Source organism: Sphingobacterium thalpophilum, from assembly GCF_901482695.1.
GTDB lineage: Bacteria > Bacteroidota > Bacteroidia > Sphingobacteriales > Sphingobacteriaceae > Sphingobacterium > Sphingobacterium thalpophilum.
In genome coordinates, this window is the sequence record NZ_LR590484.1 from 3,645,623 (window position 1) to 3,659,558 (window position 13,936).

General features: G+C 42.0%; 8 protein-coding genes. 7 read left to right on the top strand and 1 reads right to left on the bottom strand.

Translation table 11 applies throughout. The features are described from left to right. Positions 1-63 precede the first annotated feature (63 nt). From FGL37_RS14970 to FGL37_RS15000, 7 genes are all read left to right on the top strand, one after another. On the top strand, positions 64-1,155 hold the full coding sequence (locus FGL37_RS14970) for a FecR family protein (RefSeq protein WP_028069887.1): 1,092 nt from the start codon (positions 64-66) through the stop codon (positions 1,153-1,155). A gap of 65 nt (positions 1,156-1,220) precedes the next feature. Continuing rightward, positions 1,221-4,319 (top strand): SusC/RagA family TonB-linked outer membrane protein, encoded by a 3,099-nt coding sequence (locus FGL37_RS14975; RefSeq protein ID WP_037533181.1) that lies wholly within the window; start codon positions 1,221-1,223, stop codon positions 4,317-4,319. 6 nt (positions 4,320-4,325) lie between these two features. Next, positions 4,326-6,008 carry a RagB/SusD family nutrient uptake outer membrane protein gene (locus FGL37_RS14980; protein ID WP_028069888.1) on the top strand — a complete coding sequence of 561 codons (1,683 nt, stop codon included), beginning with the start codon at positions 4,326-4,328 and terminating at the stop codon, positions 6,006-6,008. Next, complete coding sequence (locus FGL37_RS14985) at positions 6,008-8,485, top strand: hypothetical protein (RefSeq protein ID WP_028069889.1); 2,478 nt, start codon at positions 6,008-6,010, stop codon at positions 8,483-8,485. The genes FGL37_RS14980 and FGL37_RS14985 overlap by 1 nt, the downstream gene beginning before the upstream one ends. Continuing rightward, positions 8,478-9,422 (top strand): hypothetical protein, encoded by a 945-nt coding sequence (locus tag FGL37_RS14990; RefSeq protein ID WP_028069890.1) that lies wholly within the window; start codon positions 8,478-8,480, stop codon positions 9,420-9,422. The genes FGL37_RS14985 and FGL37_RS14990 overlap by 8 nt, the downstream gene beginning before the upstream one ends. Beyond that, the gene (locus FGL37_RS14995; RefSeq protein ID WP_051606852.1) at positions 9,412-11,325 is read left to right on the top strand and encodes an FAD-dependent oxidoreductase; all 1,914 of its coding nucleotides are present in this window, start codon (positions 9,412-9,414) and stop codon (positions 11,323-11,325) included. The genes FGL37_RS14990 and FGL37_RS14995 overlap by 11 nt, the downstream gene beginning before the upstream one ends. A 37-nt stretch (positions 11,326-11,362) precedes the next feature. Continuing rightward, complete coding sequence (locus FGL37_RS15000; RefSeq protein WP_232048710.1) at positions 11,363-13,216, top strand: carbon starvation CstA family protein; 1,854 nt, start codon at positions 11,363-11,365, stop codon at positions 13,214-13,216. A gap of 236 nt (positions 13,217-13,452) precedes the next feature. Here FGL37_RS15000 and FGL37_RS15005 read toward each other — a convergent pair whose 3' ends face one another. Continuing rightward, a complete protein-coding gene (locus FGL37_RS15005) occupies positions 13,453-13,908 on the bottom strand; it encodes a hypothetical protein (RefSeq protein ID WP_051606854.1) in 456 nt (151 codons plus the stop codon). Positions 13,909-13,936 lie beyond the last annotated feature (28 nt).

Here is a 13,936-nt window from a genome sequence, read left to right on the forward strand (position 1 = left end):
TTCATCTGTTCAAGCGTATAGAGAGTTAAATACAGTGATGTATTCAACTAATTATAGACAGTTTTGGAAGAACAATCTTTTAAATATCAATTGGCGCAATATATCCGCAATCGGCTTGAAGCACAATACTACGAAGCTTTCTTCGATGAGATGGCCAAAATCGATAGCGTTATATTAGAAAATTGGGTTAATGAGATCCTAGAAGAAGATGAACGGCGGGAGACGGATATCCAGATACCCGATTTATATCTTCTGCATAAGGAGGTCCTCAACAATATTTATTCTCTTGATCCACCTAAATCTAGGCAGCCAAAAACAATTCATTATTGGGCTTGGGCATCTTGTGCAGCCATATTGTTGTGTGTGTTCGCTGCTTTTTATCTTATGCATAAAGGTGATGGGCGCCACACAAAGTCTACGCCATCAGTGTTTTGGTATGAAAATACTCAGGCTTATGCAATTGACACATGGTTGCCCGATAGTTCGATTGCAATTCTTTATCCTAATTCAAGGATTGCATTTACCTATGAGAAGTCAGGGAAAAGAGCAGTACAACAATTGTGTGGCAAGGTCATCTACAAGGTTCATAAAAATCAAAAAGCACCCTTTCAGGTTCATTATAAAAGTTGGGTGACGACTGCCTTGGGTACCATATTTAGTGTTGATCCGATGACCGACGAGCGACTATTGATTAAGTTGATGGAAGGGAAGATCTCTGTCGGCAAGGAACGGCAAAATGCATCGCAACTTGTGTATTTGAGGCCTGGTGAAGAGGTACTGGTTAGCTTACGTTCGCGACAGATGCTTAAATCTTCCGGAGATGACTTGGCTCAGTCTATGGGCGCCCGTGCCAATAAAAAGCTGAGAGCTCTGATTCCACGGCTAAGCAGTAGTGTCGAATGGACAAATCAATCGGTTAGTTTCAGCCAGACGAAAAACATACAGCTTTTACAGGTTATAGAAAGCCTCTACGATGTATCGATTGTTTGTGATAGTCCGGGATTGCTAGGAAACTCGTTTACAGGAAGCCTCAATAGAAAAGAACCGTTGGAAAAATTCTTAACGAATTTCTGTCAGCTCAATGGATGTACATTCAATATAGATAATGGCATTATCCACCTTAGTGATGTGAACCGAAAGGAGGTTTCAAAGTGACACAACACATATGTAAAGGATAATATAAACTTTATAACGAGATAAACCAACCAATATAAACAATTATGAAGCATATTCTAATCAAATTAATGCTGCTGGGATGGCTATTTCCATACTTTTCTGTGGGATTTGCACAATCCAACCTCAAAGTAAATGGTAAGGTAGTGGATGCCGAAGGCAATGCTTTACCGGGGGCAACTGTTGATCTTATCCGCGAAAAGACTAACAAAAAGCTGAATTTTGTCGCCGATAATGAAGGGCTGTTTATTTTGTCTCCACTCGTGGCTGGTGAAAACTACACTGTTGTAGCTCACCATCTCGGTTATAAGACAGATTCGTTAAAGCACTTCATCGCAACAGCGACCAGTAAAAATACGGTTCTCATCCGGCTGAAATCCAACACGGGCACCATTGATGAAGTGGTCGTCATTGGTTATGGATCCGTACAAAAAAAGGATCTGACCGGGGCTATCTCAACTGTCTCAGGAAAGGACGTGCAAGCTCGGAAATCGACACAGTTGTCACAGGCACTCCAGGGAGCAATACCCGGAGTGATGGTGACACGGTCGAATAATGCTCCGGGAAGTACCGCACAGGTCCGCGTACGGGGAATAACAACCATCACAGAAGGTGGGATGAATCCTCTGATCATATTGGATGGTGTCCCTATCGCAGATATGAATGCAGTCAATCCGAATGATGTGGAGAACATTACCGTGCTGAAAGACGCTGCATCTGCTTCAATTTACGGCGCTAGAGCTGCGGCGGGAGTGATCTTGATTACCTCAAAACGTGGTGAGTATGGTAAAATAGCTCTTGAATACAATGGTGAATATGGTTTCGACAGACCTACAAAATTACCGGATTATGTAGATGCAGTACGATACCTACAATTGAGTAATGAACTCCGCTGGAACGACAATAACAATAACAATAACGAATACCCCATTTATAGCAAGGAGCTCATTGACAATTATCGGCAAAATAATCAAGAGAATTCTGATCAGTATCCAATGACTGACTGGAAAAGAAAAATCTTGAAAAATTCTGCTCCCAGACAGACACATCTTCTTTCAATAACTGGAGCGGGCAAAACCCTAAGGACCAGATTTTCTCTGGGTTATGATAATATGGAGGGCCTTTATATAGATAGAAGCTATAAGCGTATTACAGCTCGGGTCAATAATGATATTAAGATTAATGAAATCATATCTTCGATTATCGATGTTAATTTTAAGCGCACGTTAAATAATAACCCCTCGATCGACCCTATGTATAGAATTGGCATTACCGCACCTATTTATGCTGCGGAATGGGCGGACGGACGCATTGCATCGGGTAAAGATGGCGATAACATTTATGGTATGCTAACACAAGGCGGTTTTAAGAATTATCAATATAACCAGATTGCTGGTAAATTCGCTCTTGATATAAAACCTGTCGAAGGACTCAAATTGACAGGTGTCTTTTCACCCTTATTGAATTTTGACAAATCGAAAATTTTTATAAAAAAAGTGCCCTATACCGCCTGGGATAACCCAGCTCAAAACATAGGCTTTCTTAATGGGTATAATCAAACTAAACTGAATGAAACACGTGTGGAGAGTTATGAATATACAGCGCAGTTCTTGGCGAATTATCAAAAGAGCTTAGGTCATCATAATTTTAATGCTTTAGGTGGTTACGAATCCTATTATTACTTTAACGAGGACTTAGCCGCTTCAAGAGACCAGTATCTGTTGACAAATTATCCGTATTTGAACCTCGGACCACTGGAGTTTAGGGATAATGGAGGTGGTGCCTACGAAAACGCTTACCGTTCATACTTCGGACGTTTAATGTATAACTATAACAACAAATATTTTGTACAGGCTAATGTCCGTTATGATGGCTCCTCCCGTTTTGCACCTCAGTATAGATGGGGAGTGTTTCCTTCGTTTTCCGCAGGATGGACACTGACCGAAGAGAACTTTCTAAAAGGATTATCTTGGGTTGATTTTTTGAAAGTCAGAGCGTCGTATGGAACATTGGGTAATGAACGCATTGGTAATTACCCGTATCAGGCGCTTTTGAGATTTGAAAATAGCTCACTATTCTATAAGGGAAAGGAGGTTGTGTCAGCCCAGTCTGCAGCCCAATGGCAGTATGCGATACGGAATATTTCATGGGAAAAAACGGAATCATTTGACGTGGGACTTGATTACGTGGGACTAAACAGCCGGCTGAATTTAACCTTTGATTATTATAAAAAGATCACTAATGATATGCTGCTTGAACTGCAGATTCCTCAGTATATAGGCTTTGACAATCCCAATCAAAATACGGGAAAAATGTATACAAAAGGCTGGGAACTGGCTCTTGGATGGAAAGATAAAGTCGGTGACTTTTCTTATGGAATCAACGTTAATTTATCCGATTTCAAATCGGTGATGGGGGATCTGGGGGGAACAGAATTTTTAGGCGATCAAATTAAGATACAAGGCAGCCAATTCAATGAGTGGTATGGTTATATTTCCGATGGTTTATATCAAACACAGGATGAGGTAGAGAATTCTGCCGTGCTTAATGCAAATGTCAGACCTGGTGATGTGAGATATCGTGATATATCAGGACCCGAAGGTGTTCCTGATGGAAAAATCTCACCGGAGTATGACCGCGTATTATTAGGCGGATCGCTTCCTCGGTATATGTACGGAGGAACTATTAATCTCGGTTTTAGGAATTTAAGTTTTTCTTTGGTATTTCAAGGCGTGGGTAGCCAGAATGCGCGTCTAACGAAAGATATGGTACAGCCTTATCAGGAAAATTGGGGCAATTTTCCACTGTTTCTAGATGGTAACGCTTGGTCTAAATACAATACGGACGAACAGAACAAAAATGCGCATTATCCGCGCTATTCGAATACTTCCGCAAATAATAACTATGCAATGTCTGATTTCTGGTTATTTAACGGTCGTTATTTCCGCCTAAAAACAATCGGTATCAATTATAATGTACCGCCGTCTTTATTGTCAAGATACAAAATTAAGGGGCTGGGCATTTCAGGAACTATAAGCGATCTTTTTGCTGCAAACAATTACCCTAAAGGATGGGACCCAGAGATGACAAGTTTTGCCTATCCTATCACAACATCATTCTTACTGGGGGTATCCCTAAAATTTTAAATTGTTATGAAAAATCTACTTCTCTTGTTTTGTGTCAGTTTTTTATTGCAAGGCTGTCACTCACTTGATCTCAACCCACTTTCTGATGGCTCCAGCGAAACTTGGAATAGTGATGCTGAGGAGCTAGAAATGTCGTTAAATGGACTTTATAAACAGGTGTTCTGGAAAAAAGATCTAGATGACTGGTCTGACGATTGGATCTATCGGGATGGTCTGACTGAAGTTACCAATGCGACGTTGAATGGCCAGTCAGCTTTTATTAAAAGCTGGTGGCTGGATACTTATAAAGCGATAGCTCGTGCAAACACCATTATAAAAGGCGCTGATAGAGCAAAAAATAAGTTGTCGGCCGAACAGTTAAACCGTTTTGTCGCAGAGGCCAGATTTGTACGTGCATGTATGTATTCCAGCTTGCTGTGCCACTTTGGAAATATTATCTATACAGACGATATTCTGGATATCGAACAGGCAAAGAACTTAAAACAGTCGACACCTGAATCTGTTCTCCAAAAAATATATGAAGACTTTGATGTTGCTGCCGCGAATCTAAAAGTCAGTTATGCAAATAACGAATTGCAGCGCGTGACGAAAGGAGCAGCGCTTGCTATGAAATCGCGTATCGCCCTATATATGGGGGATTTTGCCGTCGCTCGCGACGCTGCCAAGGCGTGTATCGAGTTAAAACAGTATAGTCTGCACCCAGATTTTCCTTCATTATTTCTGCCATCCACCAAAAGATCTCCTGAAAGTATATTCTTGCTTCCGAGATCCATCGCGCTAAATGTTACCTTAGATGACAGACAGAATTATATCCCCAGAAACGCTGGGGGATGGGCCGCCAAAGATCCTTCTTGGGATCTGTTATTTTCTTTTACCTGCACTGATGGTTTACAAGTGGATAAATCTCCTCTATTTGATCATAGTAATCCTTTTCTAAATCGGGATCCACGATGTAAAGCTACGATTGCAGCATTTGATGAACCGCTGTTGGACTATATCTACACGCCGCATCCTGAGGCGCTTGAAGTTATGAAAATCTCCACAGGTAAGCTAGTAAAAAATAATGATAACAGAGCAAATGCGCAATACGCTTCATTTAACGGTTTGGTGTGGAGAAAAGGAGTGGATAATGACTGGTTATTGAACAGTTGGAGAACAGAACCTGACAATATCATTATCCGTTATGCCGATGTCTTGCTGATTTATGCGGAAGCAAAAATTGAATTGAATGAAATCGACCAAACTGTGATCGACGCGATGAATACGGTGCGGGCAAGAGCTTACGGAGTTGGTCCGAGTTCGTTGGAATACCCAGCTGTGAAGCTTAGCGGACAACAAGAGCTTAGACAAGCTCTTCGTATCGAAAGGCGAATGGAGTTTGCCTTGGAGGGACTCCGGTATATGGACCTTATACGCTGGAAATTGGCTGAAAAAGCGCTAAATAAGCCGAATTATGGTCTTTTGGATCCTGCAGACCTGCTAGCTAAAGTCGTCAAAACAGGAAAATGGTTTTTACCTAGCGCTCCGACAATAGACAGAGATGGCTTGCCTGATTTTAGTTCTTTTAGCCAGCAGGGATTAATCAAGACGGTGGCCATTCGGAAGTTTGATCCTTCAAAGCAATATCTATGGCCGATTCCATCTACCGAGGTACTAACAAGTGGTTTGAAACAAAATCCCAATTATTAATGAAATATCAAAAGAAAATTATGCTTTTTGTTGCCAGCTGTTTGTTTGTTGCCCCATTAATGGGGCAGATGAAGCAATATAGTGGTATTTATCCCCATTTGGCAATGTACAACGATGAGGGGGAATGTGGCGTCGGTGCGGTTGTACCATGGAATAATTCCTTATATGTCGTTACCTATGGACCACATTTGCCACTGGGATCCAGTGACAAACTATATAAGATTTCGCGAGATTTTAAACAGAAGGTTATGCCCCAGAGCATCGGCGGAACTCCTGCGAATAGATTTGTACATCGCACTTCCAATCAGTTACTTATCGGTCCGTATATCATTGATAAAGATGATCGTATCCGAGTCATTCCAGTAAAAGATATGCCGGGTAGGCTGACAGGGACCGCTGCTCATCTATTCCAGCCAGACTCCTTGGTTTACTATGGAACTATGGAAGAAGGGTTCTACTCTGTCAATGTGTATAGCGGACGGGTTGAAGAACTCTATACGGATGGAAATTTCAAAAATGGTCGTTATAGGACAGAGCTGGCAAAGATCACAGCCGAAAGACCGCAAAAGTTTGCTGACCTGCCCGGGGCTCACGGTAAAGGATTGTATAGTGGGCAAGGCGTTCTTGTTTATTCGAATAATGGTGAGCCTGGAGAACTTGCTTTACAGCAGTTTGATATCCCCGCAGGGAGCCTTTCTGAATGGGATGGTAAAAACTGGAAATTGGTCAGGCGGAATCAATTCGTCGAAATTACCGGGCCGGGAGGGTTATCTGGTAATGCAGACACTAAGGATCCGATATGGGCAACAGGATGGGATCATAAATCTGCCATACTTGCGACAAGGGATTATAAACTGGGCTGGAGATTCTATCGCTTTCCTAAAAGTAGCCACAGTTACGATGGTGCCCATGGCTGGAATACAGAGTGGCCGCGTATTCGAGATATCGGAACAGCGGATAATCCTTATTTTCTTATGACGATGCACGGCATGTTCTGGCATTTTCCACGGCAGTTCTCCGTAGAAAGTTCAGCAGGATTACGGCCGTTATCATCTTACTTAAAGGTCATTGGTGATTTCGCACGCTGGAACAATGAACTGGTTTTTGGCTGTGATGATTCCGCCCAAAAGGAATTTTTAAATAAACGCGGGGTCAAAGGACAGATCGAAGGGCCTGGTCAATCCAATTCTAACCTATGGTTTACAAGTTTGCAGAATATACAACACCTGGGAAATACCACCGCGGAGGGAGCCGTCTGGCTGAATGAAGAGGTGAAAAAAAATGACATTTCTGAGCCGTTTTTGTTCGCGGGTTGGCCTGATAGGACCCTTTGGATAAAGAATGAAGGCAATGGACATCTCCTCGTTGAAATCGAATTAGATCGCGACGGCACAGGTGAATGGAGATCGCTCGGCAAGCGTACTATTGAGAAAGGAAAATCGCTTATAGAGAATTTTGCAGCAGACGTTAAAGCCGAGTGGATCAGGCTCGTGAGTCATAGCGATGCTAAGTTAACGGCGCAATTTACCTTCAAAAATATCGAAAGATCAACTAAGGACCTAGATATTTTTGAAGGGATTGCCAAAATCGGAGACGATTCATTGACCGGAGGTCTTATGGCTGGTCTGGGGAATAACAAACGAACATTGGGGATAGTCAGTCAGCAAATAAAGGGTGACAAATCGAGTAAACTAGGCTATTATGAATTGACGGGAGACATGAAATTGTTGCCACAGGCAAACCAGAAAGATGAACGCTATATCGAGAATAAATTTGCTTTATCCCAAAATCTTGTTCAGCTTAAATCTTCTTCCATCTTGATCGTTGATGATAAAGGCAGGAGATGGAGATTTCCCAAAGGGGATAAAAAATATGATGATGCCGTCAGCCGAGGGTTGACGAGGATATGCAGAGAAGTTGCAACAGAGAGAGACTTACTGAATTTGCATGGGACGTTTTATGAACTTCCGGCCGAAAATGCAGATGGTTTCGCTAAGGTAAGACCTATTGCATCACATGACTTAAATATAATGGATTATGCATCTTATAGAGGTTTGTTAGTGTTCTCAGGAATAAAATCCGGGACATCATCAAATACCCGTATTATACGTTCTGTTGATAATAAGTGTCAGGTGTGGGTAGGTACTATCGACGATCTTTGGAAGCTTGGGAAACCGCAAGGAGATGGTGGTCCGCTAGATAATGAGATACTGGAAAAAGGAAAACCAAGTGATCCTTATTTATTTGGATTTTATGAACACAGAACACTCACACTATCCAATCACGACATGGCCCCCGTCAAATTCACCATTCAGATGGATCCTGTCGGAAATGGTACCTGGATGGATTATGAACAGATGACCGTAAAAGGAAAGGGAGCTGTACAAATTGATTTCCCAAAGCACCTAGAAGCGCGATGGATCAGATTTACAGTGGATCGCGACTGTAGGGTCTCAACCTTATTAAAGTATGACTAATTATTGGTTCGCTTTCTTGTTACTATTCCTGTCTATTCACACAAAAGGGCAGTATAAGCCTGTGGAGCATAGCATATTTATCGATTACAAAGTAAATGATACACTTGATTTAAAAGTGCAGTTAATTCGGGATACCTCAAACACCGATTACTACTATCATGCTTTTTTATCGACCGATGTTTGTAATGACAAGGTTTGTCTTCCTGTCCAGGTTGATCTGTTTTGGAATCTATTGGGCGAGTATGACCATTTTGTCGTGCCTGAAGGTCAGGTTTTTACGAAGTTCGACCACCAATACTTTGACAAAGCTGATTATGATCTTCTGCACAAAATTCTCCTTGATACACTTTCGCCGATCAGAGATTATGCTGTTGAACAATTTCTGGACAAAACAGGACAAAAATATTCGGCTAAGTTGGATGGGGTGACCCGGCCAACCCTAAAGGCATTCTCGAATGTAACTGTTCCTGGAGCACTATATACAGTGTACGCATTATGGCATATCGTAAACGGACCCGTTAAAAGCTTGATCCGGCATCGGTTGGACAGCCTATATAAGGAGCAACGCTTGGAAACTTATTTCGCGAAGTCGACTAACACAGATTATCAAGCTTACTTTCTAAAACAGCTGAGTCCTGAGCAGGTGCAGGATAACGAAGAACTGGTGGTTGACCTTCTATTTTCGGCAGATGATTACATACCCCATTACGCATGGAATAAGCTGGGAACAGATTTCTATAGTAACGCAAATAAGTACAATGTCATATTGGGCCGTCTAGATAGACTTAAGCCTCATGTACAATTATCCGTATTGGAACGCTTAAGCCATCCGAATAGGCAAACAATAGACATATTAAATGCAAAGTATAAGGATTCGGCTTTGCCCGGAAAATTAAAAGAACTCATACATAAACTAACAAATAATTATGAAAAATAATCGAAGATCATTTTTAAGGAATTTAGGGATTGGCTCAGGCGTATTTCTGACCAGTCCTGTACTAGGGTTAACGAGTGCAGGAGGAAAAGTCACCGAGGGGTTCGAAAGCAATATGGAAGAGCGGGCAGATGTGTTCGCCACGCGAAATATGGTGACTGATTTGCTGGTAGCCGGAGGTGGAATGGCGGGTGTATGTGCTGCCTTAGCAGCAGCCCGTAATGGGATAAAAGTCGTATTGATCCAAAATCGTTCACGTCTAGGCGGTAATGCGAGCTCAGAAATCCGTATGCATATCTGCGGCGCTTCGGCGCTTAACCAAGTATGGCGTGAGACTGGATTGCTGGAGGAAATTTTACTAACGGAAGCTGTTATAAATCCACAGCGGTGCTGGGAAATGTTGGACTATGTCATGTATGATAAAGTACTTTCCAATCCGAACATCACTTTATTGTTTGATACTTCCTTATATGATGTCGCAAAAAATGGAAATGAAATAGATGCTATTCGAGCTTATTGCTCGCAAACGGAAGAGATTTATGAGATAAAGGCCAAATATTTTGCAGATTGCACCGGTGATGGTACATTAGCGGCCTTGGCTGGAGCTGACTTTATGCGTGGTCGGGAAGCTAAATCTGAGTATAATGAACCTCTCGGTCTCGACAAACGCGATGATATTACTATGGGAAACAGCTTATTGTTTCAAGCGGCAAAACATGACAAGCCCATGCCTTTTAAAGCTCCGGAATGGGCTCGGAAATATAAGTTTGAGGATTTTAAGTATCGTAAGATCCATTCCTGGGAATATGGATACTGGTGGATCGAGCTCGGGGGACTGGAAAATATTGTTCACGACGGACAGAAAATCAGACACGATCTGATGGCTGTAGTATTCGGTGTTTGGGATTACATCAAAAACTCCGGAAATCATCCCGAATCGGCTAACTGGGCGTTGTCTTGGTATGGAGCAATTCCGGGGAAACGCGAAAGCCGTCGGATTAAAGGAGCTTATGTACTCACTCAAAATGATGTTCTCATGCAAGAAAACTTTGAGGACAGAGTAGCATATGGAGGTTGGCCGCTAGATGATCACTTGCCTGCAGGCATGGATGATACATCCTTGAGTCCCTTCCGATCGATCCCACTTAAGGGGCCATACTCCATTCCGCTAAGATGTTTATACAGTAATTCCGTTGGTAATCTCGTTATGGCAGGACGTAATATTTCGGTATCACATGTCGCTTTGTCAACTACACGGGTCATGGCTACCTGCGCCACGTTAGGCCAAGCTGTCGGCACGGCTGTGGCTTTTGCACTAAATAATGATATAAAAGTGAATGAGATCGTAGCAAATAAATCTGCGCTGAAAGAATATCAGCAATTGCTATTGCGACAAGATCAGGCAATCTTACATATCAGGAACTCGGATCAAAAAGATCTGGCGCCGCTAGCCGCTGTAACAGCCTCTAGTGAGGCGGAAGGTGGTAAAGCAGCCTCGGTGATTGACGGTGTGAACAGAGATATTGCAGATGGACAGATCCATCAGTGGCGAGCGGATATATCATCGGGACATCAGTTTCTGGAATTGAAATGGAAGACAAATCAAAACTTAGCGTCTATCGAGCTTACATTTGATACAGGCCTCCATAGACATCTCCGTCTCTCCGGTGAAAATGGAACCATGAAAAATCAGGTGCGCGGACCTCAGCCGGAGACAATATGTGATTATGATATTGAATTTTACCAGAAAAATAAGCTGGTGAAAAAAATCAGCATTCAAGACAATTTTCTAAGAAAAGTAAATCATCAATTCGAAACCATAAACATTGACCGCATGCGGCTTGTCGCTAGGAAAACTCATGGAGATCACCTCGCTAGACTATTTGAGATCAGATGTTATTCGTAAATTGGTTTTTTGTAAGAGTCACTTTATCCGTTTTTGTATGACCTTAATAATTGGATTTTTTGATAACATGAATGCGCTGACCGTAATTTTTGCGTCTATTTTGATCTTTGCGATTGCTTATCGTTTATATGGTATTTTCATTAGCAGGAGGGTACTCAGGTTAAATGATGCCGTAATGACACCAGCTGTAGAATTTGCTGACGGCCATGATTACATCAAGACAGACCGAAAAGTACTATTTGGCCACCATTTTGCAGCGATAGCCGCGGCCGGACCATTAGTGGGGCCAGTGCTTGCTGCACAGTTCGGTTATCTTCCGGGGGCGCTATGGATTTTGATCGGTTGTGTACTTGGGGGAGGCGTACATGACATGGTAGTACTTTTTGCTTCAGTCCGCCATAAAGGTCAGAGCCTCGCGACAATCGCAGCCAAGGAGATTAACCCCGCAGTAGGCCTGATTGCTGGTATCGCAGTTTTATTTATTCTTATACTTACGCTAGCAGGATTGTCACTAGCTTGCATTAGTGCAATGCACGAGGCTCCGTGGTCTTTATTCACAATAATTTTGACAATGCCGATTGCTATAGCAATGGGATTATTGATGCGATATCGTGATGGATCAGTAACCTTGGCGAGTATATTGGGGGGAGTTCTGCTGATTATAGGTATTATCGCCGGGCATCGCTTAATGGCAATTCCCGTTATTCATAATTTATTTAACTGGGACGTCAAAACCATCTCTATTGCAATTGCTATATATGGATTTTTCGCTTCTGTATTACCCATTTGGTTGCTTTTGGTGCCGCGCGATTACCTTTCTACCTACCTTAAAATAGGCACTATATTGATGCTTGCTGTGGGGATTATCTTTGTCCATCCGACGATACAGATGCCTGCATGGACTGATTTTACGCACGGTGGCGGACCGGTGATCGGCGGTCCAGTTCTACCTTTTATATTTATTGTAATTGCCTGCGGAGCGATTTCGGGATTTCACGCTATCATTGCTACTGGGACAACACCAAAAATGCTGGGAGCTGAAAAAGAGATTTTATTTGTGGGATATGGAGCTATGCTTGTAGAAGGCTTTGTTGCTTTGATGGCATTAATCGCTGCCTGCACGTTAATGCCAGGCGATTATTTTGCGATTAACACGCCAGTAGAGGATTACGCCCAATTTCTAGTGCAGCATCCTGAATGGAAAGCCGTAGATCTTCCACATTTTATTGATCGCATCGGCGTGGATGTTCATGGGCGGACAGGCGGTGCAGTATCGTTAGCGGTAGGTATGGCTCATATTTTTGATAAAGTACCTTTTATGAACGATGTCATGGCTTATTGGTATAATTTCGCAATTATGTTTGAAGCAGTTTTTATTCTTACAGCCATCGATGCGGGGACACGGGTAGGACGTTTTTTTCTACAGGAAATGCTTGGAAATATTATCCCGAACTTCAAAAATAAAGAATGGAAGCCAGGTGTCTATATTTGTAGTGCATTGTTTACTTTTTCTTGGGGATATCTTGTATTTACAGGTAATATAAGTAATATATGGCCTTTGTTCGGAATAAGTAATCAGCTTCTCGCAGCTTGTGGACTTATTGTCTGTACCACTATGTTAATTAGAATGAACAGAGGTAAATATGCACTTTGCACCGCCATACCTGGCGTATTTATGGCTGCTATTACGTTTTGGGCTGGATATCTCCAAGTAGTGGATATCTATATGCCACAAGGTCAAAACTTATTAGCTATGTTAGCGATTGCCGCAATGTTGTTGATGTTTTTTGTCTTTATAGGCGCTTTTCGAAAGTGGTACTTGTTATTCAAGACAGAACAGGAACTGACTGACGCAAATGGTGAATCAGTAAAGGTGCTCGTTGAACGGTAGTAGATTTGTCTCTCCGGTCCGGGAGTTCCCCGGAAGAATATCTATACCTGTCACTAAAATTAGCCTGTGTACGGCTTTAAATCCTACGGATGCTGCACTCGAGCATGCGGAATTGTTATTGAAAGCGTAGCTTTTAGGGAAAATATAATAAAAAGCTTTATCATTAAAATAGGGATCAAATTTACATAATTTGATCCCTATTCATTTACATGGTCGAAAAATTTGATAGATCTTTTTTAATTGCCACCATCTTCACCATCAGTCAACGTCACTTTCGCTGTAAATGGCGGTGGCGGTGTTGCTGTACCGGTGCCTAGATAGTCGGCATAGATATTTAAATCTCCATCAATATTTCCGTCAGTAAAGGAATATTCCACCCTGAAATTATATGGGCCTAATTTGGTTGGAACATTGTTGGCTCCAAGATTAATGTAGAAGTCTGGTGAATCCTTAAAGGAGATCGCTACTGAGACCTGGCCATAATCAAAATATTTGGCGTCTATTTCTCTGAAAGGGACTGAAATAACAAAAGTCCTCGGATTTCCTTCGGTCTTCCATTGATAATCGTCGCCAGGCACTGAAAATTTATAAGTGACACCTGGAAGAGGATTATTAATATACTCCTTTTTACAAGAAGAGAATGAAACCAACGTTGCGGTTCCAATTAATGCTGCTAATAAAAGTCTTTTCATATTATGTGTATTATTTGTGACGTTTTTT